This is a genomic window from Kitasatospora sp. NPDC096204 (assembly GCF_044763205.1).
GTDB lineage: Bacteria > Actinomycetota > Actinomycetes > Streptomycetales > Streptomycetaceae > Kitasatospora.
On record NZ_JBIWFT010000005.1, the window covers coordinates 122,626 to 149,095 of the forward strand.

The 26,470-nt window shown below is 73.3% G+C and carries 21 protein-coding genes; 6 read left to right on the top strand and 15 right to left on the bottom strand.

Features of this window, described 5'->3' with window-relative positions; genetic code table 11:
• Window positions 1-69 precede the first annotated feature (69 nt).
• From ACIQ87_RS07585 to ACIQ87_RS07625, 9 genes are all read right to left on the bottom strand, one after another.
• On the bottom strand, window positions 70-660 hold the full coding sequence (locus ACIQ87_RS07585; protein WP_402402997.1) for a YdcF family protein: 591 nt from the start codon (window positions 658-660) through the stop codon (window positions 70-72).
• A gap of 142 nt (window positions 661-802) precedes the next feature.
• Entirely contained in the window at window positions 803-1,825 is a 1,023-nt protein-coding gene (locus tag ACIQ87_RS07590; protein ID WP_402403364.1) for a cytochrome c oxidase assembly protein, read from the bottom strand.
• A 319-nt stretch (window positions 1,826-2,144) separates the two neighbouring features.
• Window positions 2,145-3,710, bottom strand: a complete 1,566-nt coding sequence (locus ACIQ87_RS07595) for an ABC transporter substrate-binding protein (RefSeq protein WP_402403000.1) — start codon at window positions 3,708-3,710, stop codon at window positions 2,145-2,147.
• Entirely contained in the window at window positions 3,707-5,785 is a 2,079-nt protein-coding gene (locus tag ACIQ87_RS07600) for a hypothetical protein (RefSeq protein WP_402403003.1), read from the bottom strand. The genes ACIQ87_RS07595 and ACIQ87_RS07600 overlap by 4 nt, the downstream gene beginning before the upstream one ends.
• Window positions 5,786-6,031: 246 nt before the next feature.
• Window positions 6,032-7,027 carry a 2-hydroxyacid dehydrogenase gene (locus ACIQ87_RS07605; protein ID WP_402403006.1) on the bottom strand — a complete coding sequence of 332 codons (996 nt, stop codon included), beginning with the start codon at window positions 7,025-7,027 and terminating at the stop codon, window positions 6,032-6,034.
• A gap of 109 nt (window positions 7,028-7,136) precedes the next feature.
• A complete protein-coding gene (locus ACIQ87_RS07610; RefSeq protein WP_392876160.1) occupies window positions 7,137-8,162 on the bottom strand; it encodes a 6-phosphofructokinase in 1,026 nt (341 codons plus the stop codon).
• Between the two features lie 351 nt (window positions 8,163-8,513).
• Complete coding sequence (locus ACIQ87_RS07615; RefSeq protein ID WP_402403009.1) at window positions 8,514-9,242, bottom strand: type 1 glutamine amidotransferase; 729 nt, start codon at window positions 9,240-9,242, stop codon at window positions 8,514-8,516.
• Between the two features lie 46 nt (window positions 9,243-9,288).
• A complete protein-coding gene (locus ACIQ87_RS07620) occupies window positions 9,289-10,551 on the bottom strand; it encodes a MurT ligase domain-containing protein (RefSeq protein ID WP_224281748.1) in 1,263 nt (420 codons plus the stop codon).
• A 282-nt stretch (window positions 10,552-10,833) separates the two neighbouring features.
• Complete coding sequence (locus ACIQ87_RS07625; RefSeq protein ID WP_402403013.1) at window positions 10,834-11,532, bottom strand: GNAT family N-acetyltransferase; 699 nt, start codon at window positions 11,530-11,532, stop codon at window positions 10,834-10,836.
• Window positions 11,533-11,800: 268 nt separating this feature from the next.
• On the opposite strand from ACIQ87_RS07625, the gene ACIQ87_RS07630 reads away from it, so the two are divergent.
• From ACIQ87_RS07630 to ACIQ87_RS07640, 3 genes are all read left to right on the top strand, one after another.
• A complete protein-coding gene (locus tag ACIQ87_RS07630) occupies window positions 11,801-15,727 on the top strand; it encodes an amino acid adenylation domain-containing protein (RefSeq protein WP_402403015.1) in 3,927 nt (1,308 codons plus the stop codon).
• Window positions 15,728-15,859: 132 nt separating this feature from the next.
• Window positions 15,860-16,087 (top strand): hypothetical protein, encoded by a 228-nt coding sequence (locus ACIQ87_RS07635; RefSeq protein ID WP_402403018.1) that lies wholly within the window; start codon window positions 15,860-15,862, stop codon window positions 16,085-16,087.
• A 119-nt stretch (window positions 16,088-16,206) separates the two neighbouring features.
• Window positions 16,207-16,497 (top strand): muconolactone Delta-isomerase family protein, encoded by a 291-nt coding sequence (locus ACIQ87_RS07640; protein ID WP_402403020.1) that lies wholly within the window; start codon window positions 16,207-16,209, stop codon window positions 16,495-16,497.
• A gap of 60 nt (window positions 16,498-16,557) precedes the next feature.
• Here the strand turns inward: ACIQ87_RS07640 and ACIQ87_RS07645 are convergent, their stop codons facing one another.
• From ACIQ87_RS07645 to asnB, 3 genes are all read right to left on the bottom strand, one after another.
• Complete coding sequence (locus tag ACIQ87_RS07645; protein ID WP_402403023.1) at window positions 16,558-17,997, bottom strand: pyridoxal phosphate-dependent decarboxylase family protein; 1,440 nt, start codon at window positions 17,995-17,997, stop codon at window positions 16,558-16,560.
• Between the two features lie 158 nt (window positions 17,998-18,155).
• Window positions 18,156-19,271: a hypothetical protein gene (locus ACIQ87_RS07650; RefSeq protein ID WP_402403026.1), complete on the bottom strand. Its 1,116-nt coding sequence runs from the start codon at window positions 19,269-19,271 to the stop codon at window positions 18,156-18,158.
• 266 nt (window positions 19,272-19,537) lie between these two features.
• Entirely contained in the window at window positions 19,538-21,388 is a 1,851-nt protein-coding gene (gene asnB / locus ACIQ87_RS07655; protein WP_402403028.1) for an asparagine synthase (glutamine-hydrolyzing), read from the bottom strand.
• Between the two features lie 216 nt (window positions 21,389-21,604).
• Between asnB and ACIQ87_RS07660 the strand changes: the two genes are divergently transcribed.
• A complete protein-coding gene (locus ACIQ87_RS07660) occupies window positions 21,605-21,880 on the top strand; it encodes a hypothetical protein (RefSeq protein WP_359817625.1) in 276 nt (91 codons plus the stop codon).
• 102 nt (window positions 21,881-21,982) lie between these two features.
• Window positions 21,983-23,809: a glutamine--fructose-6-phosphate transaminase (isomerizing) gene (glmS, locus tag ACIQ87_RS07665; protein ID WP_402403030.1), complete on the top strand. Its 1,827-nt coding sequence runs from the start codon at window positions 21,983-21,985 to the stop codon at window positions 23,807-23,809.
• A gap of 97 nt (window positions 23,810-23,906) precedes the next feature.
• Here glmS and ACIQ87_RS07670 read toward each other — a convergent pair whose 3' ends face one another.
• The 3 genes from ACIQ87_RS07670 to ACIQ87_RS07680 all read right to left on the bottom strand — a co-directional run bounded on the left by ACIQ87_RS07670 (window position 23,907) and on the right by ACIQ87_RS07680 (window position 25,841).
• Entirely contained in the window at window positions 23,907-24,818 is a 912-nt protein-coding gene (locus ACIQ87_RS07670) for a glutaminase (protein ID WP_402403367.1), read from the bottom strand.
• A gap of 154 nt (window positions 24,819-24,972) precedes the next feature.
• Window positions 24,973-25,674: a DUF3152 domain-containing protein gene (locus ACIQ87_RS07675; protein ID WP_402403032.1), complete on the bottom strand. Its 702-nt coding sequence runs from the start codon at window positions 25,672-25,674 to the stop codon at window positions 24,973-24,975.
• The gene (locus ACIQ87_RS07680; protein ID WP_402403035.1) at window positions 25,671-25,841 is read right to left on the bottom strand and encodes a hypothetical protein; all 171 of its coding nucleotides are present in this window, start codon (window positions 25,839-25,841) and stop codon (window positions 25,671-25,673) included. Before ACIQ87_RS07680 ends, ACIQ87_RS07675 begins: the two co-directional genes overlap by 4 nt.
• A 313-nt stretch (window positions 25,842-26,154) precedes the next feature.
• Here ACIQ87_RS07680 and ACIQ87_RS07685 point away from each other — a divergent pair, with 313 nt between their 5' ends.
• Window positions 26,155-26,370, top strand: coding sequence for a heavy-metal-associated domain-containing protein (locus ACIQ87_RS07685; protein WP_402403037.1), 216 nt, complete (start codon window positions 26,155-26,157; stop codon window positions 26,368-26,370).
• Window positions 26,371-26,470: the final 100 nt, after the last annotated feature.

Sequence of the window (26,470 nt, forward strand, 5' to 3'; positions counted from 1 at the left end):
CTGACGAAGGCCCCGGCTCCGGTTCCTGAAACCCAGGGACCGGAGCCGGGGCCTTCGGGCTGCCCCGGTTCAGACGCGGCCGAGCAGGGCGAGGGCGGTGCCGACGGCCTCGCGCAGCAGGAGGTACGGGCCGTGTGCCAGCGGGCCGTCCGCGCCGAGCACCGCGGCGGGGGCGCCGGCCCGGCGGGCGGCCAGGGCGGAGCGGACGGTGTGGAAGCCGTTGGTGACCACCGTGCAGCGGTAGCCGGGGCGCTCGGCGGCCATCAGGGCGGCGCTGAAGCGCAGGTTCTCGGAGGTGTTCACGGCGCGCTCCTCGCGCCGGATCCGCTCGGCCGGGACGCCCCTGGCCGTCAGGTAGCGGGCCATCGCGGCGGCCTCGGTGCACTCCTCGTGCGGGCCCTTCCCACCCGTCACCAGGACCAGCGGGGCGTACCCGGCGGCCTCCTCGGCGGCGAGACGCTCCAGCGCGGCGTCCAGCCGGGCCGCCAGCGGGGCCGCGGGCTCACAGCCGTCCAGCGCGGCGCCCAGGACCACCAGGTAGTCGGAGCCGGCCGGCGCGGGCCGGCGGTGGCGGTGGTACAGCGCCAAGCCGAGGAAGCCGAGCAGCCAGAGCAGGACGTACCCGCAGAGCAGGACGGCGACGATCAGCAGGACGTGCATACCTGTTCGAACGCCCGCGCCGGAACGACCGTTCCGCACCGCGCGGCACCGCTGTCCCGGGCCCCGGAACGGCGGAACCCCCGTTCCGCAGGCGGAACGGGGGTTCCCGGGAACGAGGGTTCCGCGGTGGACGGCGCCGGGCTCAGCCCGCGTCGGCCGCCGGGGCGGCGCCGGCGACCGGGGCGACCGGGGCGGCCGGAGTCGCACCCGCACCCGCACGGCGGTCGCGCTTGTGCAGCGAGGCCAGGTAGGCGTTGTACGCCTCCAGCTCGGCGTCGCCGGTGCGCTCCTCGGAACGGTCGCGGCGGCGGGCCTGCCGCTGCTCGGAGCCCATCCACTGGTAGACCAGCGCGATCAGCACGATCGCGGTCGGGATCTCGCCGAACGCCCAGGTGATGCCGCCGGCCAGCTTCTGGTCCTCCAGCAGGTTCGTCCCCGGTGGTGCGCCCTCCACGGTGAAGGTGGTGACCAGCGGGTGGCCGGCCATCATCACCGCCACGCCGAAGAAGGCGTGGAACGGCATCCCCATGAACAGCTCGATGATCCGCATCACGTGGCCGGGGCGGTGCGGGCCCGGGTCCACGCCCATGATCGGCCAGAAGAAGGCCAGACCGGTGAGCAGGAAGTGCACCATCATGAAGATGTGCCCGAGGCGGTACTGCATCAGGAAGTCGAACAGCGGGGTGAAGTAGACCCCGTACAGGCTCGCGATGAACATCGGGATGGTGAACGCCGCGTGCGACACGATCCGGATGTACCGGCTGTGCAGCAGCGCCACCAGCAGCTCGCGCGGCCCGCGCGGACGGCCCTTGCCGGCCGGGCGCAGCGCCCGCAGGGCCAGCGTGATCGGGGCGCCGAGCAGCAGCAGGATCGGCGTCAGCATGGAGAGCACCATGTGCTGGATCATGTGCGCGCTGAACAGCACCATGCCGTAGTCGTTCAGCCCGGTGCAGGTGACCAGCAGCATGGTGCCGACACCCGTGGCCCAGCCGACCATCCGGCCGATCGGCCAGCGGTCGCCGCGCCGGTACAGCCGCACCACGCCCGCCGCGTACAGCCCCAGGACGACGAGACCGCCGAGCAGGAACACCCAGTCCGGGGACCAGGTCCAGACGTTCGACAAGGTGAACGGGCCTGGTTGGGTCATCCCGCCGTGGTGGTGCATTCCTGACATTCCGTCGCCCATCGGCGGGTCCTGCTTTCCGTCCTCGTGGTCCCTGATGCGGGTCCGGTTCGCCCCTTTTGCTTGGCATACAGCCTAGGCGGGCCTTACCTCGGGCCTACCCCCGGCCCCTCCGTACGGGTGGCTCCCCGCCCCGGGCCCGTCCCGGCCCGACCGACCGGTCGGCAGGGAGGCCCGGAGAACGGCGACGGAACGCGGCCCGGTCGAAGGCGACGCCGTACGCCCGCCGGCGCGGCGAACCCGGGGGACCGGAACGCCTGTGTCACGGAGCCGGCCTGGAGGACTCGCTCGGCAGGCGTGTTCAGGAGTTCGGCGCGGTGCAGTCCTCCTCCGGGGGCTTGCCGGTCGGCCAGGCCAGCCCGACGAACTTGGCGGCGCGGGGGTTGTCCCGGAGTTCGACGATGGCGAGGGCCTTGTCGTAGGGGTTGCCGTTCTGGTCGAGGCAGATCCAGCCTCCCGCGCCCTTGACCATCGCCTTGGAGTGCATGAACTGCCAGATGTCGGCGACGTCGGTGATGCTGGGCAGCGGGTTGGCGGAGGTGGCGGGCGGGGTGGTCCCGGAGACGCTGAGGCGGATGCCGCTGATGGCCGTCCACACGGTGTCGTGCATGACGATGGTGCGGGAGTCGAAGAGGTCGGTGGGGCCGATGGGGCCGACGGGTTCCTTGGCGGCCTGGTCGACGCGGGCGGAGAGTGCCTGGAGGTCCTCGGCGGAGCCTCCGTTGACGGCCGGCCCGGTCCACATGTCCCGGTGCGCGAGGGAGACGTAGCGCACGGTGACGTTCTTGGAGAGGGCCGCCCAGTCGAGTTCGGGGTCGGCGAGCAGGGAGTTCGCTTCGGAGCCGCTGAGGACGGTGTACGGCTTCGTGGTGCAGCCGCGCGCCCCGAGCCGGTTGATGAACAGCCGCAGCTGGAGGTAGCGGCCGGCGAAGTAGATGGTGTTCGCCTGGGACTGGCAGATGTTCTGGATCATGATGTCGAACACGTTGGGGATGTTGCCGACCTGGTTGATGTCCTGGGGCGAGGTGTAGGTCTGGGGCTGGTGGGCGGCGGTGACCTTGGTGTTCCGTTCGAAGGCACGTTTGAGGGTGGTGATGTAGTTGTCGTCCTCGCGGGTGTCCTCGACGACGACGGCACTCTCGGGCGTACCGCTCTGGGCGCCGTAGTAGGAGAGCGCGTCGGCCTCGCCGGTGTTGGTGGGGACGACCCGGACGAGGCCGGGGAAGTCCTTGGGCGCCTGGGGGCTGTTGGCGAGGTCGTCCGCGGTGATGGCCCCGCCGACGACGGGGATCTTCAGGTCGCGGGTGAGGTGGGCGATGGCCGCCTTGGTGGAGGGGACGCTGCGGTCGAATCCGGTGACGGCGCGGAGGTTGTCCTGCGTGGAGGCGGCCATGCCGGCGAGCTGTTCGGTGACCGGCCTCCAGTCGAAGCTGTCGGAGCCGGGGTTGGCGAGCACGAGCCGGATGGGCGGGGTCCTGCCGCCGTCGTCGTGGTTGGCGCGGTACTGGGCGAGGTAGGCGCCCTGGAGCTGCCGCAGGACGCGGTCCTGGCTGACGGACTGGGCGAGGCCGGTCATGGGGATCATCACGGCGACGGTGACGTGCGGGCGGTCGGCGATGCTGTCGTTCTCCACCTTGATCCGGTGGGAGACGGCGTCGAGGGCGGGGGAGAAGCTGAACGCGCCGTCGGTGACGCCGGTGCACTCCCCGTCGGGGGTCTTCTTGCTCACGCCTTCGCCGCAGGAGAGATCGGGGCGGGTGAGTTCGATGCCCGCCACGATCGCGCCCGCGACGACGGCGAGGGCCGCCACCAGGGCGAGGACCTTGGTGAGCCGCCCCCAGCCGTCGTAGATGTCGGAGATGCTCATGCGTTCGCTCTCTCTATCGGCAGGTCGGGTGCCTGCGTGCCCTGCCGGAGCCGGACGGGCCAGTGGTCGCGGGCCCGGAGCAGGCTGAGTTCGGGGTCGTTGCTCTCCGCGCGGAGGGTACGGAGGTGTGCGGCGATCTCGTTGACGTGGTCTTCGTCGGTGGCGGCGAGGGGGGAGGACTGCTGCCACAGGGCGGTGAGGAGGCGGGTGATGGCGAGGTGCACGGTGGGGGAGTCGGCGGCGGCGCGGGGCGCCGTACAGGTGGGGCAGGGCGGGGTTGCGGGGGCGGTCTGCGCGTCGGGGGGCTGGGGGGCGGAGCAGGCGACGTTGAGGAGGGTGAGCCAGTCGGCGGGCCGGTCGGCGAGGAAGCGCCGGTGGAGGGCGTTGGCGACTTCCGCGACCTGGCCGAGGGCGAGGGTGTGGTGGAGGTACTTGGCTTCGGCTTCCACCGCGCGGAGGGTGCCGTCGGTGGGGCTCGGGTAGCGGTCCCGGAGGAGGCGGCGCATCTGCTCCCAGCCGGCCCAGGTGGTTTCGGCGCGCAGTTCCTGGAGGAGCAGGGTGCGCAGGGCGCGGTCGGCGAGGAAGGGCGTGCCGGGCCCGTACGAGGGCCAGTGGTACGGGTCGGCGTGGATGCCGGTGAGGTGGGCCTGGACTTCTTCGAGCCGGTCGACGGGGTCGCTCTCCCGGCGGTAGGAGGTGAGCAGGGCGACGGCCTCGCCGCGGTCGAGTGCGGCGGAGAGGAGGCGGACGCGGGCCCGCAGGGTGGGGTCGGGGAGGAACTGGTCCACGAGGCCGCGGAGGAGGCCGGCGAGGGTCCCGACGTCGCTGGGGGAGCGGAGCTGGTCGGTGAGGGCGCGGGTGCTGCCGGCGCCGCCCGTACGGCCGCCGGCCGGGCGGACTCTGTCGAAGGCGTCGAGGAGGGTGCAGGCGGTGGCGGCGCGTCCGCCGCTGAGCCGGTCGACGAGGAGGGGGAGTTCGGCCGGGTAGAGCGAGGTGCCGAGCATCGCCCGGATCTCCCGCTGACGCACGGGGGGCAGACCCATGGTCATCCAGGTCCCGTCGGGGACGGGGTCGCGGGTGAGGGGCGGGAGGCCCCGGGCGGAGCCCTGGGTGGTGACGACGAAGACGGGGTGGGTGCCGGGTCGGTCGGCGTCGAGGTGGGCGAAGGCGTCCCGGAGCGGGGCGATGAGCCGGTCGTCGGGGAGGGCGTCGAGGTTGTCGAGCAGGACGAGCGGCCGGGGGGTGTCGTTGAGACGCCGTTTGAAGTCGTGGCTGTCGTCGATGTCGGCGATGAGGGCGGCGGTGAGGAGCGCTTCGATCTCGTTCCGCCGGTGGTCCTGCTGCTGGAAGGTCTGGCCGAACCAGTAGAGCTTCTGGACGGCGTCGCCCTGGTAGTCGCCGAGCCTCTTCTTCCACCAGTTGAGGGCACCCCGGTCGCCGCGCGGGGAGAGGAGGGCGTCGCGGGCCGTGGTGAGGACGGTCTGGGCGAGGGCGTCGGCGCCGGGGGGCATCGCGGTGACGGTGCTGATCAGGGGGAGGAGGGCGTCGAACAGTTGCCTGAGCAGGTCGTTGCGGCGCTTGCGGTCCACGCTGTCGGCGGTGATGACGGTCCGGAAGCGGTCCAGCTGCTGCCGGAGGTTGCGGAGGTCGGCCGGCTCGTTCGGGTCGGCGGGGGTGGAGGCCGGCCAGGTGGTGACGACGAGGAGACCGAGGGAGAGCCTGCGGAACTTGAGGGTGGTCCAGGAGCCCGGGACGGCGAGTTGCAGGTGGTGGGAGATCAGGTAGAGCAGGCTGGTGAGGTGGGAGGCGTTCGGGAGGTCGTCGCCCGGAAGCCTTCCCAGTCCCTCGAAGCCGAAGTCCTCCTTCGCCAGGTCGGCCCGGACCAGGGGGACCCGGTTCCGGTAGCTGTTCTGGAGGTCGTCGAGAAGGGTGGTCTTCCCGCTGCCGCGCGGGCCGACCAGGTGGACGACCGGGGCGGCGCGCCGGTGGTGCGGTCGTCGGTTGGTGGTGCGGTCGAGTCCCACCAGTTGTGGGACGAGGCCGTCGAGGACGGCCTCCTGTCCGTAGAGCCTCACGCGCCTCGTACTCCCTGTGGCCCGCGCCGATCGGCTCGGCGGTCGGGTCGGAAGACTACGGATGGCGAGAGGAAAGCGTAAGCAGATTCTGTGAATTGACGGTCAGTTAGGCAATCGTGATGGTTCGGGGGCGGAAAGCGGCCGGTCGTCGCCGTCCACGTGGCGGTCGTGACCGGGGCGCGGCGCGAGCGCCGGATCCCCGCGGCGTCGGATCGGTTTCGGTGCGCCGGTGATCCGGCTCGTGGGTCAGCTCCTGGGCACGAGGGTGTTCTCGTTGCGGCGGCCGGCGGCGTAGTCGTCGATGTTGCGGGCGGTGGCGTCGATGATCTGGCCGACGGCGGTGTGGGTGAAGTAGGCCTGGTGGCTGGTGACGAGGACCTGGGGGAAGGTGACGAGGCGGGCGAGGGTGTCGTCGGTGATGCCCTGGATGGAGCGGTCGGTGAAGAAGAGGCCGGTCTCCTCCTCGTAGACGTCGAGGCCGACGCCGGAGAGGCGTCCGGCGCGCAGGGTCTCGACCAGGGCGGCGCTGTCGATGAGGCCGCCGCGGCTGGAGTTGACGAGGATGGCGTCGTCCTTCATCCGGGCCAGGGCGCTCCCGTCGATCAGGTGGTGGGTGGCGGGGAGCAGGGGCACGTGGAGGCTCACCAGGTCGGCGCGGGTGAGGAGTTCGGGCAGTTCGGTGTAGTGCATGCCGAGGTCCAGGCAGGCCGGGTTGGGGGCGATGTCCCAGCCGAGGAGTTCGGTGCCGAAGCCGGCCGCGATCCGGGCGAAGCACTCGCCGATCTTGCCGGTGCCGATCACGCCGACCGTCATGCCGTGGACGTCCCGGCCGAGCAGGCCGTCGAGGCGGAAGTCGAACTCGCGGGTGCGGTTGGCGGCGCGGGTGAGGCGGCGGTTGACGGCCAGGGCGAGGGCCCAGGCGTGTTCGGCCACCGAGTACGGGCTGTAGTGGGAGACCCGGGCGATGGTGAGGCCGAGCTCGGCGGCGGCGTCGAGGTCGATGTTGTTGAAGCCGGTGGAACGCTGGGCGACGAGTTCGGTGCCGCCCGCCGCCAGCGCCGCGAGGGTCTCGGCGTCCAGGACGGCGTTGACGCTGCTGCTGACGGCCGGGTAGCCGACGGCCAGCGGCGCGGTGTCGCGGTTGAGGAACACGTCCAGGCAGCGAAGCCCGTGCCGGCCGGCGAAGGCCCGCTCCAGCAGGGGCCGTTCGTCGGCCTGCACTCCGTAAGCGAGGATCTCCATGCCCGACACGCTAACGGCCGGGGCCGGGCCGCGCCCACCGGATCCGGCGAGCACGAGGCCCCCGGACCGCGCGCGGCGGGTCCGGGGGCCTGCGGGTGCGGGCGGGCGGTCAGATGACCGTCTCGGCCTCCAGGTAGCGGTCCTGCGGCACGGTCTTCAGCTCGGCGACCGCCTCGGCCAGCGGCACCAGGTTGATGTTGGTGCCCTGCAGCGCGGTGATGTGCCCGAAGGCGCCCTTGTGGACGGCCTCGACGGCGTGCCAGCCGAAGCGGGTGGCGAGCACCCGGTCGTAGGCGGTCGGGGTGCCGCCGCGCTGGGTGTGGCCGAGGATCACCGGGCGGGCCTCCTTGCCGAGGCGGTGCTCCAGCTCGCGGGAGAGCTGGGTGGCGATGCCGGTGAACCGCTCGTGGCCGTAGATGTCCTTGGTGCCCTCCTCCCAGTGCATGGTGCCGGGCTCGGGCTTGGCGCCCTCGGCGCAGACCACGATGGCGAACTTCTTCTGGCGGTCGAAGCGCTCGCGGACGACCTCGGTGAGCTTGTCGATGTGGAACGGGCGCTCCGGGACGACGATGGCGTGCGCGCCGGCCGCCATGCCCGCGTTCAGCGCGATCCACCCGGTGTGGCGGCCCATGACCTCGACGACCATGACCCGCTGGTGGGACTCGGCGGTGGTCTTCAGGCGGTCCAGCGCCTCGGTGGCCACCGAGACGGCGGTGTCGAAGCCGAAGGTCACGTCGGTGGCGGCGATGTCGTTGTCGATGGTCTTGGGCACGCCGACGATCGGCAGGCCCGCGTCGCTCATCAGCTTGGCGGCCTTCAGGGTGCCCTCGCCGCCGATCGGGATGACCGCGTCCAGGCCGAGGTCGGAGCAGTACTTCCTGGCCCGCTCGACGCCGTCCCGGAGGTGGCTCGGCTGGACCCGGGAGGAACCGAGGATGGTGCCGCCCTGGGCCAGGATGCCGCTCACCGAGTCCAGGGTCAGGGGGCGGTGGTGGCCCTCCAGGAATCCGCGCCACCCGTCCTCGAACCCGATGATCTCGTCGCCGTGGTCGACCACCCCCCGGTGGACCACGGAGCGGATCACCGCGTTCAGGCCGGGGCAGTCACCGCCGCTGGTCAGCACTCCAATACGCATTAGCTTTGCAACTCCCGAGCAGAACCGAGGAACGGCCGGACTACAGGCTGGGACGACGAGCCGTCACCGTAACGGGTCGCTCCCACACCGGGGTGGCGGGGAGATGGCCGAGGGGTGAAGGACCGGCCGATCCGGACATAACGCCCGAAAACGGCCGCGAAGTCGAGCATACGGCCCCTGGTCCGGCCGGGCAGGAGCCGACGCGGGAGCGGCGCCGTCGGCGCCCCCGCGCGGAATTGCAGCCTGCTGCCGAGGAGGGTGTGCAGTAGGCAGCCCCATTGTGGTACTTCCGGGGCCGCCCGCGGACCGGGTGACCGCATGGCGGGCACCCGGCCGGGGCGTACGGATGTACTACTGGGGGCGCGTCGCGGCCGTGATGCGCTCGGCGCGCAGCGCGTCGTACCAGGTGGTGTCCGCCGGCGGCAGCGCGCTGACGTCCAGCGCCAGCTTCAGCAGCATGTCGGCCACGGCGGGGTTGCGGGCCAGCACCGGCCCGTGCAGGTAGGTGCCGAACACGGTGTCCCGCCAGGCGCCCTCGGTGCCGTCACCGGTGCCGTTGCCACGGCCGACGCTGACGGTGGCGAAGGGCTGCACGCCCTGGCCGAGGTGGGTGACGCCCTGGTGGTTCTCGAAGCCCGTCAGCTGCGGCAGGCCGAGCCGGGGGTCGACGTCGGCGAGCACGTCGCCGACGCAGCGGGCGCCCTCGCCGCGGGTGGTCCAGACGTCGAGCAGGCCCAGGCCCGGCTCGCGCTCGCCGAGGTCGTTGATGAACTCGTGGCCCATGATCTGGAAACCGGCGCAGACGCCGAAGATGATCGCACCGTTCTCGGCGGCCCGCACCAGGCCGGTGTCGGCGCGCAGCCGCTCGGCGGCCAGGCGCTGCGGGCGGTCCTCGCCGCCGCCGATCAGGTAGATGTCACCGCTGGTGGGGATCGCCTGGTCGGAGCGGACGTCGATCCGGGTCACGTTGAGGTGGCGCTGGCGGGCCCGGCGCTCCACGACCAGGGCGTTGCCCCGGTCGCCGTAGGTGCTGAGCAGGTCCGGGTAGACCCAGACCACGCGCAGGCTGCTCTCACTCATCCTCGAAGGCCTTCCGTCACGTAAAGACTGGTGTGCGGGCGCGGCATCAGCCGGCCACGACCTTCCGCAGCTGCTGGAAGGCGGTGTAGTTGGCGATGGCCTCGATCCGGCCGGGCGGGGCCATCCGGACGGCCTGCTCCAGGGTGTCCACCACGTGGAACTGGAGCCCGGCGACCTCCAGGCGGACGGCCAGGTCCAGCTTGCGCTGGCCCATCACGAAGACCGGGTGCCCGGCGAGGCGCTCGTAGTCGACGTCCCACAGCCAGGAGGTGTCGGTGCCGTCGGCGTCGAGGGCGTTGACGGAGAGGATCACCGGGGCGGGCGGGCCGTCGATCAGCGAGAAGGTCTCCAGCCAGCCGGCCGGGTTCTTGGCCAGCAGCAGGCGGATGTCCCGGCCCTGGTACTGGACCACGTCGTAGCGGCCGGCCACGGCGGCCACCGAGCGCATCCGCTCCAGGGCGACCTGCGGGGCGACGCCGAACACGGCGGCGACGGCGGCCGAGCTGGTGGCGTTGGCCAGGTTGGCCCGGCCCGGCAGCTGGAGCTGGATCGGCCAGGCGCCGCGCTGCGGGTCGATCACGTGGGTGCCCTGGAGCGCCCAGTGCGGGTTGGGCCGGCGGAAGCCGCAGTCCTGGCAGAACCAGTCGTCGCCGGGGCGCTGCATGACGCCGCCGCAGGCGGGGCAGGACCAGGCGTCCTCCTTCCAGGCCTGTCCGGCGGCCACCCAGACCACCTTCTTGCAGGAGGAGGCGGCCCAGGTCACCAGCGGGTCGTCGGCGTTGGCGATGACCACGGCCTCGGTGTTCTGCAGGCCCTCGCGCCACTTCTCGGCCATCATCCGGGTCTCGGCGGCGCGGTCGAGCTGGTCACGGGAGAGGTTGAGCAGGGCGATCGCCTTGGGGCGGGTGTCGCGGGCGACCGTCGCCAGGTACTTCTCGTCGACCTCGATCACGCCGAAGCGCGCGTCGGTGCCGCCGGCCAGGGCGGAGGTGATGCCGGCCGGCATGTTGGCGCCCAGGGCGTTGGAGACCACCGGGCCGGCGGCGCGCAGCGCCTCGGCGATCAGGCGGGTGGTGGTGGTCTTGCCGTTGGTCGCGCTGACCAGGACGACGTCGAGGTGGTCGGCGAGGGTGGCGAGCAGGTCGGGGTCGAGCTTGAGGGCGACCTTGCCGCCGATCACCGAGCCGCTCCCGCGCCCGGCCTTGCGCGACACGGCGGCGGCGACCCGGCCGGCGGTGACCGCGATCTTGGCGCGGGCCGGCAGCGAGGCGTCGCGTGCGCCTGTGGGCTCCGATTCGGTGCCTGCCATGCTCAGTGGTTCCTCCTTGCTGCGGCACCACCCGTGGCCGGATAACGGGCCGACGGGCGGCGGGGACGGGGGTCAGCCTACCGACTCCGTAGCCCGACCGGACGATCCGGACCCCGTGCCGCCTGCTGCGACGCGTTCGCGGGCGTCGCCGACGGTCCGCCGGGGAGAGCGGTGTACGGAGCAGCCCCAAGGGATCGGCTCCAAACCCCCACTCCTTCACGACGCTCCACGGGCACCGCAGGGTTCCCGAGCGGCCCGGGTAAGGATCTGGTGAAGAAATGATCAGCGGTCCGGACGGTGGGCGCATCCGGCCGGATCCGCGGCGGCCAACGTGGCGGTGATCACCAGGGTGCCGTCCTCGGCCCGGAAGTCCAGCGGCGCGTCCAGCCGTCGCATCGCGGCGATCAGCCCGGTGTTGTCGCCGTGGGTCACCGCGTACACCGTCCCCACGCCGGCCGCCCGGGCCGCCGCCGACAGCCGCCGCAGCAGTGCCAGGCCCAGTCCGCGCCGCTGCCAGGCGTCCTCGACCAGGACGGCCAGCTCGGCCTCGCCGTCGTCCCACATCAGGTGCCCGAGCGCGACGACCCGCCCGTCCGGGGCGGTCACGACGAGGCTGCGGCCGTGCCGGGGGTCCAGCAGGTGGTCCAGGTAGCGGCCGGCGTCGCGGACCGGGCCGTGGTAGCGCAGCCGCAGCGCGGCGGGGGAGCAGCGGCCGTGCATCGCCAGTGCCGCCGCCCGGTCGGCCGGCCCGGCCGGGCGCAGCAGCAGTTCGGTCCCGTCCGGCAGGGACAGCCGGGACGGGGCCTCCGGCGCCTGGCGGGCGGCATGCTCCGCGGGCGGCTGCGACCGGCCGGTCCGGTACGGGCCGCCGGTGAGCGCGGGCAGCCGGGTGGCCTGGCCCTGGGGCGCCGCGCACCTGCGGTCGGACCTGCGGAAGGGCCGGTGCCAGAGCCGTTCGGCGCGCGTGCGGGATGCCTTCATATCGCCGACGCTACCGACGGTGCGCTTCCGTTCGGTTACGTGATCGTGAACGCGCGAATGCCCGGGAGGCGGTCGGGCGGCGTGGGACCGGTCGGGCTCCCGCCCGGGACGTCGGGCGGGCCGGCCGGGACGGCACCGGCGCAGGTCCCGACCGGTGCCTCATGCGGCCGGGACGCCGGGCGGCCGACGGTGGGTGGCGATCCCGGTGCTCCTGGTGAGCAGGAGCAGCGGGCCCTCACGTCCACACACCGTCGAAAGTCGTTTTCTCATGCGCAACACCTCGTCCGTCCCCACCACCGACACCGACACCGCCACCCCCGCCGTCCCGCACGCCCGCCGTGCTCCGGTCGGCACCGCGCTGACCGGCCTGCTCGACCGGCAGGCGGGCATCCGGCCCGACGCGCCGGCCGTCCTCGGTGAGGGCGGCGGCCTCACCTTCCGCGAGCTGTCCGGGACGGCCCGCCGGCTGGCCGTACGGCTGCGCCGCCTGGGCGCCGGCCCGGACGACTGCGTCGGCCTGTACGTCGAGCCGTCCGTCGAGCTGGTCGCCGGTGCCTGGGGCGTGCTCCACGCCGGGGCCGGCTACCTGCCGCTGTCGCCCGAGTACCCCGAGGACCGGCTCCGCTACATGATCGAGGACAGCGGCACCCGGATCGTGCTCACCCAGGCGCACCTGCGCGAGCGGCTCGCCGCGCTGGCCCCCGCCGGGACCGCGGTCGTCACCTTCGAGGACGCCGAGCCGGTGCCGGACCCGGCGGCGGAGGAAGCGGCGCAGGAGGCCGCCGCACCGGAGTCGCTCGCCTACGTGATCTACACCTCGGGCAGCACCGGCCGGCCCAAGGGCGTGATGATCGAGCACCGCTCGGTGGTCTCCCAGCTGCGCTGGATGCACTCCGCCGGGCACCTGGACCCCGAGGTCACGGTGCTGCAGAAGACCCCGATGAGCTTCGACGCCGCGCAGTGGGAGATCCTCGCCCCCGCCGTCGGCGCCCGGGTGGTGGCCGGCACGCCCGGCCTGTACCGCGACCCGGAGGCGCTGGTCGCCGCCGTCCGGCGGCACCGGGTGACCGCGCTCCAGTGCGTGCCCACCCTGCTGCGGGCGCTGCTGGACACCGAGGGCTTCACCGACTGCACCGGCCTGACCCGGGTGTTCGCCGGCGGCGAGGCCCTCTCCCGGCGGCTCGCCCGTGACCTGCTCCAGGCCCTGCCGCAGGCCGCGCTGGTCAACCTGTACGGTCCGACCGAGTGCACCATCAACGCCACCTCGCACCTGGTGGACCCGGCCGACCCGGGCGACGGCGCGGGCTCGGTGCCGATCGGCCTGCCGGTGGCCGACACCCGGTGCTACGTCCTCGACGAGGAGCTGCTGCCGGTCGCCGCCGACGGCGTCGGCGAGCTGTACATCGGCGGCGTCCAGCTCGCCCGCGGCTACCTGAACCGGCCGGAGCTGACCGCGGAGCGGTTCGTCCGCGCCCCGTTCGACTCCGGCGAGCGGCTGTACCGCACCGGCGACCTCGTGCGGTGGAACCCGGACGGCACCCTGCAGTTCGCCGGCCGGGTGGACAACCAGGTCAAGCTGCGCGGGTACCGGGTCGAGCTGGACGAGATCGCCCGCGCGATCGAGGAGCACACCTGGGTGCGCCGCTCGGCCGCGGTCGTCACCGGGGACGATCGCACCGGGCACCCGAACCTGGTCGCCTGCGTCGAACTCGACCCGCGCGAGGCCGCCCTGATGGACCAGGGCAGCCACGGCGGCCACCACCAGTCCAAGGCCAGCAAGCTCCAGGTCAAGGCCCAGCTGTCCGACCCGGGCCTGCGCGACCGGAGCGGACTGGCCGGCCGCGAACGGGTCGAGCTGCCCGGACGGAAGGAGACCGAGACCCAGCGCCGGGAGACCTTCGCCCGCAAGACCTACCGGTTCTACGAGGGCGGCACCGTCACCCGGGACGACCTCACCGCGCTGCTCGCCCCGCGCCCGGCCGCCGCCCGCGGCCGCGACCCGGAGCCCCTGAGCCTGCCCGAACTCGGCCGCGCCCTGCGGTGGTTCGGCCAGTTCCACAGCGAGGAGCGGCTGCTGCCCAAGTACTCCTACGCCTCGCCCGGCGCGCTGTACGCGACCCAGCTGTACCTGGAGACCGGCGGCCTGGACGGGCTCGCCGCCGGGCTGTACTACTACCACCCGGTCGAGCACGCCCTGGTCCGGATCGGGCCCGCCGAGCCCGCGCCCGAGGCCTACCTGACGCTGCACTTCTCCGGGAAGCACGGCGCCGTCGAGCCGGTCTACAAGAACAACATCCGGGAGGTGCTGGAGTTCGAGACCGGCCACATGCTGGGCGTCCTGGCGGAGGTGCTGCCCGGGTACGGGCTGGACGTGCGCCCGCTCGGCCTCGACCCGGCGGTCAAGGACCGGCTGGACGTCGCCGAGGAGGACCACTACCTGGGCGGCTTCGCCGTCGTCCGGGCCGGCGGCCCGGCGCGGGCCGAGCGCGTCGAGCTGTACGTCCAGGCCCACGAGGGCCGGGTGGACGGCCTGCCCGGCGGCCTCTACCGGTACGCCGACGGCGGGTTGACGCACGTGTCGGAGGAGGTGGTGGAGTCCCGGCACGTGATCGCGATCAACCAGGCCGTCTACGCCCGGGCCTCGTTCGGCATCACCGCCGTCAGCCGCGCCGAGGAGGAGTGGCTGCGGTACGTCGAACTCGGCGCGGTGCTGCACCGCCTCCAGCGCAACGGCCTGGCCCTGGGCTTCATGTCCTCCGGCTACAGCTCCAAGTCCGGCCACCCGCTGCCCGCCGCACGCCGCATCGACGAGATCCTGGCCGGCCGCGGCATCACCCCGGGACCGTCGTACTTCTTCCTCGGCGGCAAGGTGAGCGAGGAGCAGATCCGCAGCGAGGGCATGCACGAGGACACCGTCCACATGAAGGGCCCGGCCGAGATCATCAAGGAGGAGCTGGCCACCCTGCTGCCCGACTACATGCTGCCCAACCGGGTGCTGGTGCTGGACGCCCTGCCGCTCACCGCGAACGGCAAGGTGGACCTCAAGGCGCTGGCCGCGTCCGAGGCCGTCCGTACGGCCGACGTGCGCGGCGAGTTCGTCGCCCCGGCCACCGGGTCCGAGCGCTGGCTGGCCGAGGCCTGGGGGCGGGCGCTGAACTACGAGGACGTGTCGGTGACGGACGAGTTCTTCGCCGTCGGCGGGAACTCGCTGATCGCCGTCGCCCTGGTCAACCGGATCAACCGGGAGTTCGGCGTCGCCCTGCCGCTGCAGGTGCTCTTCCAGTGCCCCCGGCTCGGCGACCTGGCCGCGCGCATCGAGTGGGCGCGCGGGGAGGGCAGCGGGGAAAGCGGCCGCACCGGCCCGGCCCCCCGGCTGATACCGCTGCACCCGGGCGACGCCGGCCGGGCGGTGTTCTGCTGGCCGGGCCTCGGCGGCTACCCGATGAACCTGCGGCCGCTCGGCCGCGAGGCGAGCGGGGACCGGGCGTTCTACGGCGTCCAGGCGTACGGCATCAACCCCGGCGAGAGGCCGTACCCGACCATCCGGGAGATGGCCGCCGCCGACGTCGCCGAGCTGCGCGGGGTGCAGCCGCGGGGCCCGTACACGCTGTGGGGCTTCTCCTTCGGCGCCCGGGTCGCCTTCGAGGCGGCCTGGCAGCTGGAGCGGGCCGGGCAGCGGGTGGAGCGCCTGCTGCTGATCTGCCCCGGCAACCCGAAGGTGCGCCGGGACGACGGCCGTCGGCGGGGCCGTGAGGCCTCGTACACCGACCCGGTGTACCTGACCATCCTGTTCGGGGTGTTCACCGGTCGGATCGCCGGCCCCGACCTGGAACGCTGCCTGGCCGAGACGGTGGACGAGCCGACCTTCGTCGCCTTGGTGCACCGGATGCTGCCGGAGCTGGACGAGGAGCTGATCCGGCGGATCACCGGGATCGTCGGTGAGACCTACGAGTTCGAGTACAGCTTCGGCGAACTCGCCGAGCGGCGGCTGGAGGCGCCGGTGACCCTCTTCAGGGCAGCGGGCGACGACTACTCCTTCCTCGAGGGCCGCAGCGGCTACTCGGCGGCCCCGCCCACCGTGGTCGACCTGGCCGGCGACCACTACGGGGTGCTGCGGGAGCACGGGGTGGCCGAGCTGGCCGCCGCGATCCGGGAGGTGGAGCGGACGGTGCCCGGCGAGCGTCCGGGGCGCTGACCGGATGCCGCTTCTGATCGAATGCTCCGGAAACGCTCACGAATGGCCCAGGATCCCTGAGCGGGGGAGCCCCTTCGGATAGGGATGGCTCGGCTTACCACCGATCCCGACTCCTTCCGAAGGGGCTTTCCGATGTCCGCTTTCACGTCCGTGAGGAACTCCGCACTGGCGACAGCCTGTTGCGCCCTGCTGCTGGCCGCGCCGCTCGCCCTCGCCCGGCCGGCCGGTGCCGCCGACAACGGCCCCAAGACGCCTGGGGAGGCCGCCGCCTGCCACCAGGTGATCGGCGCCCTGCTCGGCGGCTTCGGGTCGATGCTCGCCGACGCGGCCTGCACGGTGCGGCCCGCCGGGCGGGGCTGAGACGGCTCGCCCTCACCGCGCCCCCGCCGGCGCGGTGAGGGCGGTTGCGAGACCTGGTAGCGCAAAGGGCGGCGAGAGGTGTGACCCCGCCGCGGACCCCTGGAGAACGGAGCCTTGCCGTGAACGAGTTCCTGGTCGAGATCACGACCGCCGTGCCCGCGGGCACCCCCGAGGAGGAGGTGGACCGCCGCCGTGCCGCCGAGGCCGTCCGCGCCCGCGAGCTGGCCGCCACCGGCCACCTGGCGCGGCTGTGGCGGCCGGTCGGCGAGCGGCGCAGCATCGGCGTCTGGCGGGCGGCCGACGAGGCGGAACTCCGGGAGAAGGTGCTCGGCACCCTGCCGATGTGGCCGTGGATGACCGCCACGGTGACGGCCCTGGAACCGCACCCGAACGACCCCGGCAGCAACTGACCGCGGGTCGGATCCGCGCCCGCCGGGCGGGCCGGGGTGGTGGGTGCGGATCCGGCACCGTTATCCGAGCAGCTCGGCGGCCGCGGCCTTGACCTCGGCGAGCAGGAGGTGCAGGTCGTCCTCCGTGGTGGCGGCGTTGAGCAGGCAGGCGCGGAGCATCTCGGCGGCGCCGAGGCGGGCGCCGGTGACGAAGACCCGGCCGCGCCGCTGGACGGCGACGGGGAGGTCGCGGTTGAGGGCGTCGCGGGCGGCGTCGTCCAGTCCGGGGGCGCGGTGGCGGAACGCCACGATCGAGGTCTGCACCTCGGTGAGCAGCTCCAACTCCTCGTCTGCCTCGACGAGTTCGCCGAGTCGTCGGGCCAGCGCGGTGCAGTGGGCGATGTCCTGGGCGAGGCCGGTGCGGCCCTTGTGGGCGATGGTGGCCCAGACCTTGAGGGCCCGGAAGGGGCGGGTCTGCTCGGTGCCGTACTCGGAGAACCAGCCGAGCGCGCCGGCCGACTCGTCGCGCAGGTAGGACGGGACGAGGCTGAAGGTGCCGCGCAGCTCCTCGGTGTCGCGGACCAGCGCGCAGCCGCAGTCGACCGGGACGCCGAGCCACTTGTGCGGGTCGAGGGCGAGCGAGTCGGCGCGCTCCAGGCCGGCGTAGCGGTCGGCGATGGCCGGGTCGAGCCGGCCGAAGGCGCCGTAGGCGCCGTCCACGTGCAGCCAGAGGCCCTGCTCCTCGCAGAGGTCGGCGATCGGGCCGAACTCGTCCACCGCGCCGGCGCCGACGGTGCCCGCGGAGGCGACCACCAGGAAGGGCAGCAGGCCGGCCGCGCGGTCGCGCTCGACGGCCGCTCGCAGGTCGGCGGTGTCCAGCCGGCCGTCGGGGCCGGTGGCCACGGTGCGCAGGTGCCGGCTGCCGAGGCCGAGGAGTTCGGCGGCCTTGCGGACGCAGGAGTGGGTCTCGCCGGTGACGTAGCCGACCAGTGGGGGCAGGCCCGCGAGGCCCTCCTCGCGGACGTCCCGGCCGGCCCGGTGGGCGGCGCGGTTGCGGGCGGCGGCGAGGCAGACGATGGTCGCCATCGAGGTGCCGGAGGTGAGCAGGCCGCCGCCGGCCGGGTGCGGGAAGCCGACCAGCTCGGCTATCCAGCGGACCACGGCGCGCTCCAGGTGGACGTCGGCGTGGTCGCCGCCGGCCGAGCTGGGGTTCATCGCGGAGGCGGCGAGGGTGGCGAGCACCCCGGCGGGGGCGGGGGCGGAGTTGACCCAGCCGAAGAAGCGCGGGTTGCCGTTGCCCATCGGGTACGGGAGGACGTCCCGCCCGATGGCGCCGACCAGCTCGTCGAGCGGGCGGCCCTCGGCGGGCAGCGGGGCGTCGAGCAGGGCCCGGCGGGCGGCCTCGTCCATGGGCTGCCAGACCGGGCGCCCGGGCAGTTCGGCGAGGTAGTCGGAGACCAGGTCGGCGGTGGCGTGGGCGGCACGGCGGAAATCGGCGCCGGGGATGTCCTCGATGGTCATGGCGTGCTCCAGGGAGGCCGGGGGGCGGGGCGAGGCGCGGCGTCCTTGGCGCACCCTGATCAGGCGATGGTCGGGTGATCCTACGCAAACGGGCCCGCGCCGTGCGGCGCGGGCCCTCATGCTGAGACCGGGGGTGTCGGTCCGGGTGGACCGGGGCGTCAGTCCAGCGAGCTGGACAGGCCGCTCGCCGAGCGGCAGTAGCCCTGCATCTCCTTGTTGGTGATCTTGGCGCAGAGCCGTCCGGCCGCGCCCCCGTCGGTGTAGTTGACCGTGTAGTAGCTGACCAGGCCCTCGGCGCAGGCCTTGCGCTGCCAGCCGTCGGCGGCGGTGGCGCACTGCTCGGCCGCCCAGTCCTCGCGGTCCAGGTTGTACTTCATGGTGCGCGAGCCGACGCCGCGGCTGCAGTCCACCGCCCCGCCGCTCGCCTTGCCGTTGAGGCACCACTTGAGGGCCTCGGCGTAGACCTCGGGGTGGTTCGGGTAGTCGTGCGAGGACAGGTAGAACGTCGGGGCGTAGAAGAAGCAGGCGGACTGGAACAGCGCCGGCTGGTCCTTGCACGGGTAGAGCGGGTCCTGGGCGAGCTTGTCGGCGGGCAGGTTGGCCTTGGCCTGCTCGTCCTCCTCGTCCGGTCCGAAGAGCTGCATGAACAGGCCCTCGGAGCAGCGGATCCGGTTCTGGTCGGAGGGGAACTTGTTGCACAGGTCGCGGGCCTTGGCGACGTCCTGCTTGACGACGAACATCGTGCCGTGGCCGACGCCGTGGATGCAGGGGCCGCTGTTCTTGGGGGCGCAGAGCTTGAGCAGGTCCGTCTCGGGCTGGGCGGAGGCGTTGAGCATCTCCTCGACCGCGCCGTGCAGGTAGCCGGCCGCGCAGGTCTCGTGCGGGAAGGAGATGACCTTCTGGAAGTCGGCGTTGAAGCGCTTGACCGCCGCGTGGCCGAGCTCGTGCGCGATCGGGTGGCAGAAGCGCACGGTGTACGGCTTCTCCTTGGTGATCTTGTCGAGGTCGGCCAGGGCGATGCCGGGGTCGGTGGCGTCCATCTCGGCCATCAGCTTGTTGCGCAGCGTGGAGCGGGTCCACACCGCCGGGTCGCCGGTCGGGGTGACGCTCGCGGCACCGGCCGCGGCCGGCTTGGCGCCGGCGGCGGGGCCCGCGGGGGCGACGGCCTGGGACGCGGTGGCCGCCGCGGGCGACCAGTCGGTGACGGCCACCGACCCCAGGCCCAGGACGCCCAGGAGCAGGGCGGTGAGAATCACGAAGACTCGCGGCTGCATGACGGGATCCCCCGGCGGATCGAGGTGAACGTTTCGCTTCCATCCTGACGGCAGATGAGCGGGTAATCCGCGTATTCGCCCGCCGTTCGGGAGGTGTCGGCGACGCTACCGCACCCTGGGACCGCGGGGCCCGGCGGGATGGGGCTCCACACAATCACCCGGACGGAGTATGGGGGCGCGGGCGTCGCCAACTGCGCCGTCCGGGTGGTGGCACCCGCGCCCCGGCGCCCCGCGGGCCCCTCTCGGGGGCCCGGGCGCGCCCGCGTTCACAGCTCCAGCGTCACCCGGTACTCCGTCAGCCAGGCGTCGAAGTCCAGCGCGAGGTCCACGGCCAGTCGGACGGACTGCGGGTCGGTGTCCGGCGCGAGCGCGTCGGTCAGGCGCCGCCGGTCGAGCAGGTCCAGGGCCGGGGAGGTGCGCTCGACGGCGAGCCGGGCCAGCTCGGCGCGCAGCTTCGCCGGATAGTGCGGGTCCGTGGTGACGGGGTACGGGCTCTTCGGCCGCTCGGCGACCGCGGGCGGCAGCACGTCCCGGACGGCGGCGCGCAGCAGGCTCTTCTCCCGTCCGTCGAAGGTCTTCATCGCCCACGGGGCGTTGAAGACGTACTGGACCAGCCGGTGGTCGCAGAACGGCACCCGGACCTCCAGGCCGTTGGCCATGCTCATCCGGTCCTTGCGGTCCAGCAGGATGCAGACGAAGCGGGTCAGGTTGAGGTACGAGATCTCGCGCATCCGCCGTTCCAGCGGATCCGCCGTCGGCAGGTGCGGGACCTCGGCGATCGCCTCGCGGTAGCGGGCCCTGCGGTAGCCGTCCAGGTCGAGCTTGCGGAGCAGTTCGGCGTCCAGGAGGTACTCGCGCGGGGTGGCTCCGCCGCCGGCGATGCCGGTGAGGCCGAGCGCCCAGGGGAAGTCCTCGACGGCGATGGTCTCGGGGTCGTGGAACCAGCGGTAGCCGCCGAAGAGCTCGTCCGCGGACTCGCCGGACAGCGCGACGGTGGAGTGCCGGCGCACGCCCCGGAAGAGCAGCAGCAGCGAGGTGTCCATGTCGCCGACGCCGTTGGGCAGGTCGCGGGCGCGCAGCACCTCGGAGCGCCGGGACGGGTCCGTCAGGTCGGCGGCGTCCAGCTCGACGACGCTGTGGTCGGCGCCCACGTGCTCGGCGAGCAGCCGGGCGAACGGGCCGTCCTGGGTCTGCCGGACGTCGTTGGCGTGGAAGGTCTCGCTCTGCCCGGCGAAGCCGACGGAGAAGGAGCGCACCGGGCCGGCCCCGGTTGCGCCGAGCGTCCGGGAGGCGAGGGCGGTGACGGCGCTGGAGTCCAGGCCGCCGGAGAGCAGCGAGCAGAGCGGGACGTCCGCCTCCAGCTGGCGGTGCACGATGTCGTCCAGCAGGGCCCGGACGGTGGCGACGGTGGCCTCCAGGCTGTCGCCGTGCTCGCGCGCCTCCAGTGCCCAGTAGCGGCGCACCGTGAGGCCCTCGCGGCGCACCCGCACCACGTGCCCGGGCCGGACCTCGTGGATGTCCCGGTACGGGGTGAGGCCGGGGGTGCGGGTGTAGCCGAGCAGTTCGCGCAGCCCGTCCAGGTCCACCACCGGGCGGACGGCGGGGTGGGCGAGCAGGGCCTTGACCTCGGAGCCGAAGATGACGCCGTCCGGGGTGCGGTGGAGGTACAGGGGTTTGACGCCCATCCGGTCGCGGACCAGCAGCAGCTCCTCGCGCCGCACGTCCCAGATCGCGAAGGCGAACATGCCGTTGAGCCGCTCGGCCAGGTGCTCGCCCCACTCCAGGTAGGCGCGCAGCACGACCTCGGTGTCGCTGCGGGTGCGGAAGCGGTGCCCGGCCGCCTCCAGGTCCGCGCGCAGTTCGCGGTGGTTGTAGACCTCTCCGCTGTAGGTGAGCACGGCCAGCGTCCGGCCGTCGTGCTCGACCGTCATCGGCTGGACGCCGCCCTCGATGTCGATCACCGCGAGCCGGCGGTGGCCGAGCGCGGCGTGCGGCTCCAGGTGCACGCCGCCGGCGTCCGGGCCGCGACGGACCTGGGTGGCCGTCATCGCTTCGATGACCCCCCGTTCGGCGGTGAGGTCGCGCTCGAACGCGACCCATCCGGTGATCCCGCACATCCGCAAGCCTCCGGTCTTCCGCTTCGTGTTCAGGGGGTCACGCTACGTGCGGAGTTGGCGTCGCTTCAAGGGGCTTTCGAGAACGGGGGTGATCGGGTGGTCGATCGGCGGTCGAATGTGAAGGAGGTGTGGACATGGTCTGAAAGTCGTAATGTCTGCCCGATTTCGGGCAGAAACTTTGGCTTCGGCGGGGAGTCCGACCTAGGCTCCTCATTCGTGCCGAGCTCATCCCACCCTCACGAAGACCTCCTCGCCCACCTCACCCGGACCAGCCCGCTCGGGCCCCGGGAGGCGGCGCGGGTCGTGGCGGAGGTGCTGGCGTACTTCTCCGAGAGCACCGAGGAGTACGTGCGCCGCCGCCACACCGAGCTCCAGGCACGCGGTCTGACCAACGAGCGGATCTTCGCCCGGCTCGCCGAGGAGCTGCCGCAGCGCCGGGTCTCGGCGCCGGAGCTGTCGGCCCGCCAGCTGCGGCGGATCGTCTACGGCTGAGCCGTCCGAGCCGTCCGAGCCGCTGTTCTTCCCGACCGAGCCGCGGTTCCCGACCGGACCGCCGTACCCGACCTTCCGAAGACTTCGAAGAGGAGACCACGCATGTGCGGAATCGTGGCCTACATCGGCCCCAAGGACGCGACCCCCTTCCTGCTGGAGGGGCTGGCGCGGCTGGAGTACCGCGGCTACGACTCGGCCGGCGTCGCCGTCACCGGGCGCAGCGGCGGGATCAAGCTCCGCAAGGTGAAGGGCCGGGTCGCCGACCTGGCCGCCGCCGTGCCGGCCCGGTTCAAGGGCACCACCGGCATCGGCCACACCCGCTGGGCCACCCACGGGGTCCCCAGCGACGCCAACGCCCACCCCCACCTGGACAACGCCGAGCGGATCGCCGTCGTCCACAACGGCATCATCGAGAACGCCGACGAGCTGCGCGCCAAGCTCACCGCCGACGGCGCCGTGTTCCACTCCGAGACCGACACCGAGGTGCTCGCCCACCTGATCGCGGCGAACGTCGCCGAGGGCGTGGAGCTGGAGGACGCGGTGCGCGCCGCGCTCGGCCGGGTGGTCGGCACCTACGGCATCGCGGTGCTCGACGCCGAGCGGCCGGACCGCATCGTGGTCGCCCGCAACGGCAGCCCGATCGTGCTGGGCATCGGCGAGAAGGAGATGTTCGCCGCCTCGGACGTCTCCGCGCTGGTCCGCTACACCCGCCAGGTCGTCCACCTGGAGGACGGCGAGCTGGCCACCGTCCGGGCCGACGGCTTCCGCACCTTCACCGCGGACGCCCGCACCACGCACCGCCAGCCGTCCACCGTGGACTGGGAGGTCGACTCCTACGACACCGGCGGCTTCGAGCACTTCCTGCTCAAGGAGATCCACGAGCAGCCCGGCTCGGTCGAGCGCACCCTGAGCGGCCGCCTCGACGAGCGCTTCGCCACCGCCCACCTCGGCGGCCTCAACCTGGACGCCAGGGAGCTGCGCGAGATCCGCCGGGTGAAGATCCTCGGCTGCGGATCGGCCTACTACGCGGGCGAGATGGGCGCGCAGCTGATCGAGGAGCTGGCCCGCATCCCCGCGCACAGCGAGCCGGCCTCGGAGTTCCGCTACCGCAACCCGGTGATCGAGGCGGACACCCTGTACGTCGCGGTCAGCCAGTCCGGCGAGACCTACGACACGCTGGCCGCCGTCCAGGAGATCAAGCGCAAGGGCGGCCGGGTGCTCGGCGTCGTCAACACCGTGGGCAGTGCTATCGCCCGAGAGTGTGACGGCGGTATCTACCTGCACGCCGGTCCCGAGGTTTCCGTCGCCTCGACCAAGGCCTTCACCTCCACCGTGGTCGCCTTCGCGCTGCTCGCCCTGCACTTCGGGCGCATCCACGACCTGTCGCCCGCCGACGGGCGCCGGATCGTCTCGGCGCTCCAGGCGCTGCCCGACCAGATCCGCGAGGTGCTGGAGCAGAGCGAGGCGATCGCCGCACTCGCCGCCGAGTACGCCGAGTCGACGGGCATGATGTTCATCGGCCGGGTGCGCGGCTTCCCGGTGGCCCGCGAGGGCGCGCAGAAGCTCAAGGAGATCTCCTACGTGCACGCCGAGGCCTACCCGGCGAGCGAGCTCAAGCACGGCCCGCTGGCGCTGATCAGCCCCGAACTGCCCACCGTGGCACTGGTTCCGGACGACGAGCTGCTGGACAAGAACCTGACCACGCTGGGCGAGATCAAGGCCCGCTCCGGGCGGGTCATCGCGGTCGCCCACCGGCGGCCCGAGGAGAAGCTCGCGGACCACTGCATCCTGGTGCCCAAGAGCGAGCCCGAGCTGGACCCGCTGCTGCTCAACATCCCGCTCCAGCTGCTGGCCTACCACGCCGCCGTCTCCCTCGGCCGCGACGTGGACAAGCCGCGCAACCTGGCGAAGAGCGTGACGGTGGAGTAGCCCGCCCCGGGGCGGCCGGCCGCGCGGCCGCCCGCCCCTCGGACCACCGGGTCCCGGTCGCTGTGCGGACGGCCGGGGCCCGGTTCCCCGCCGGGGATCAGAACACCGAGCAGCCGGAGAGGGTGGTCAGGGTGTCCAGGGCGGCGACCGCGGCGACGGAGTTGCCGGCCTGGTCCAGGCGGGGGCCCCAGGCGCAGACGGCCGCGCGGCCGGGGAGTATGGCGAGGATGCCGCCGCCGACCCCGCTCTTGCCGGGCAGACCCACGCGGAAGGCGAACTCGCCGGCGGCGTCGTAGGTGCCGCAGGTGAGCAGGACGGCGTTGATCCGCTTGGCCTCGCTGCGGGACATCAGCCGGGTGCCGTCGGCGCGCACGCCGTAGCGGGCGAGGAAGGAGCCGGCCAGGACGAGGTCGCGGCAGCTGGTGGCGATCGCGCAGTGGGCGTAGTAGTGCTCCAGGACGGTCTCGACCGGGTTCTCCAGGTTGCCGTGGCTGGCGATGAAGTGGGCCAGCGCGGCGTTGCGGTGGCCGTGTTCGGCCTCCGAGACGGCGACCACCGGGTCCGTGTCGAGCAGCGGGTTGCCGGACTCGCGGCGCAGGAACTCCCGTACCGCGCCCGAGGCGTCGCCGGTCATGGTCTGGAGGCGGTCGGTGACCACCAGGGCGCCCGCGTTGATGAACGGGTTGCGCGGGATGCCGTGCTCGGTCTCCAGCTGCACCAGGGAGTTGAACGGGTTGCCGGACGGCTCGCGGCCGACGCCCCGCCAGAGCGTGTCGCCGCCGTAGGCCACCGCGAGGGCGAGCGAGAACAGCTTCGAGACGCTCTGCACGGAGAACGGCCGCTCCCAGTCCCCGACGCCGTGCAACTCCCCGTCGACGGTGGCCACGGCCATGCCGAAGGCCTCCGGGTCGGCGGTGGCGAGGGCCGGGATGTAGTCGGCGACCCGGCCCCGGCCCGCGGTCGCCCGGGCGGCCGCCTCGGCGGCCTCCAGCAGCACCGGCCAGTCCAGGATCTCCCCGCCGGGCACACCGTTCAACGCTTCTCCTCCACCGGCACCGACTGGAACACGACCGGGACCGGGCGCGCGGTGCGGTGCGTCCGGTCCGACCAGGATTATCCGTGTTTCGGCGGGCGGCCCGGCACGGGGGGCGGGTGCTGGGAGGTCAGGGCGCCCCGCTCGGGGCCTGGACGGGCGGGCCGGTGAGCAGGGCGCCGGTGTCCGAGTACGGCCGGCCGTTGGGGACGCAGCCGTGCAGGCCCTTGATCTGCTGCATCATCACCGGCGCCGGGGCGCCCGGTCCGGGGCAGTCGACGTGGCCGTACCCGAGGATGTGACCGACCTCGTGGTTGACGGCGAGCGCGTGGTACTGCTCGGGGCGGCCCTGGTAGAACTCGGACAGCTCGTTCCAGCGCTTGAGGTTGATGACCACCTGGTGGGTGACGCCGCAGTTCACCCAGCCGCCGGTGTCCAGCCCGTACTGGCCGCAGATCCGGTCGGTGGACTCCGGGGTGGCCAGGTACACGGTGAAGTCCACCGGGTCGGCGGGCATCCGCTGGAACGAGGCCGTGCCGCCGGCCGCCCAGCCGTGCCCGACGTCGCCGAGCACGGCGTCCACCTCGGCGGCGAACTGCGCCGGGCTCTCCGCGATCCCGTTCTCCACCCGCACCTTGTAGCGGTAGAGGTGCTCGCCGGTGCCGAAGCGGGCGGAGCCGCCGGGCGCGGTGGTGAACGCCAGCCGGTCCCCGTCCTCGCCCCCGCTCCACGGCCGCCACCAGAGCAGTCCGGCAGCCAGCGCCGCGACCAGGGCGAGGGCGAGGACGGCGTGCCGGGGGCGACGGCGGGCAAGCAGCGCGGGCGCCCTCAACGGCCCGCTCCCGTGGTCCGGGTGGGGTGGGCGGTGCCGGCGGTGTGGGTGGCTCCTGCGGCGTGGACGGCGTGGACGGCGTGGACGGCGTGGACGGCGTGGACGGTGCGGGTGAGCGGGAGGGCGGTGGCGGTCGGGTGGCCGTCGAGCGGGGCCGGGGTGGACATCGCGGAAGTGCTCCAGGACGGGATCTGCGGGCCGGGCCGTCGCCCGAATGTGCGAAAGGGTCGTACCTGGAGTGACGCGGCGGGGAGCGGCGGCGGTTCAGGGAGTGTCGTGCGTCATGACCGGTCGGACGGTCGGTCGGCCGCCGTGCGGACGCCAGTCGGACGGGAGGGCCGGGCGGTTCCCGGAACCGCTCGATGGTGTCACCCGGGCGGCGTGTCCCTGGGCGCCGCCGTCGGATTCGGGTGTGGTGGGGGCGGGTCGATCCGTCCGGCTCGATCTCGTTCCGTCTGACCTGCCATCGGAGGCGCCGTCATGTCCACCACCGCTGTTTTCGCCGTCGACGGCATGAGCTGCGGCCACTGCGAGAGGACGGTCAGCGCCGGGCTCGCCGTCCTGCCGGGTGTCACCGACGTCAGCGCCGACGCGCCGAGCGGCCGGGTCACCGTGGCCTCCGCGCAGCCGCTGGACGAGGCCCTGGTCCGGGGCGTGGTCGACGGCGCCGGGTTCACCTTCGTCGGTCGGGCCTGAGGGCGGGTCCGGGGCGGGTCCGGGGTCGGGTTTGGGGGCGGGTCCGGGGCCAGGCCTGGGCGGTCCCGGGGTCCGGCGGCGGCTGCCGACGGACCCCGGC

Coding starts and splice junctions, on each gene's coding strand:
- ACIQ87_RS07685 (WP_402403037.1), top strand. CDS start 26,155: ATGTCCACCACCGCTGTTTTCGCCGTCGACGGCATGAGCTGCGGCCAC.
- ACIQ87_RS07630 (WP_402403015.1), top strand. CDS start 11,801: ATGCGCAACACCTCGTCCGTCCCCACCACCGACACCGACACCGCCACC.
- glmS (WP_402403030.1), top strand. CDS start 21,983: ATGTGCGGAATCGTGGCCTACATCGGCCCCAAGGACGCGACCCCCTTC.
- ACIQ87_RS07645 (WP_402403023.1), bottom strand. CDS start 17,997: ATGACCATCGAGGACATCCCCGGCGCCGATTTCCGCCGTGCCGCCCAC.
- ACIQ87_RS07590 (WP_402403364.1), bottom strand. CDS start 1,825: ATGCACCACCACGGCGGGATGACCCAACCAGGCCCGTTCACCTTGTCG.
- ACIQ87_RS07650 (WP_402403026.1), bottom strand. CDS start 19,271: ATGCAGCCGCGAGTCTTCGTGATTCTCACCGCCCTGCTCCTGGGCGTC.
- ACIQ87_RS07610 (WP_392876160.1), bottom strand. CDS start 8,162: ATGCGTATTGGAGTGCTGACCAGCGGCGGTGACTGCCCCGGCCTGAAC.
- ACIQ87_RS07585 (WP_402402997.1), bottom strand. CDS start 660: ATGCACGTCCTGCTGATCGTCGCCGTCCTGCTCTGCGGGTACGTCCTG.
- ACIQ87_RS07625 (WP_402403013.1), bottom strand. CDS start 11,532: ATGAAGGCATCCCGCACGCGCGCCGAACGGCTCTGGCACCGGCCCTTC.
- ACIQ87_RS07680 (WP_402403035.1), bottom strand. CDS start 25,841: ATGTCCACCCCGGCCCCGCTCGACGGCCACCCGACCGCCACCGCCCTC.
- ACIQ87_RS07605 (WP_402403006.1), bottom strand. CDS start 7,027: ATGGAGATCCTCGCTTACGGAGTGCAGGCCGACGAACGGCCCCTGCTG.
- ACIQ87_RS07595 (WP_402403000.1), bottom strand. CDS start 3,710: ATGAGCATCTCCGACATCTACGACGGCTGGGGGCGGCTCACCAAGGTC.
- ACIQ87_RS07635 (WP_402403018.1), top strand. CDS start 15,860: ATGTCCGCTTTCACGTCCGTGAGGAACTCCGCACTGGCGACAGCCTGT.
- ACIQ87_RS07615 (WP_402403009.1), bottom strand. CDS start 9,242: ATGAGTGAGAGCAGCCTGCGCGTGGTCTGGGTCTACCCGGACCTGCTC.
- ACIQ87_RS07620 (WP_224281748.1), bottom strand. CDS start 10,551: ATGGCAGGCACCGAATCGGAGCCCACAGGCGCACGCGACGCCTCGCTG.
- asnB (WP_402403028.1), bottom strand. CDS start 21,388: ATGTGCGGGATCACCGGATGGGTCGCGTTCGAGCGCGACCTCACCGCC.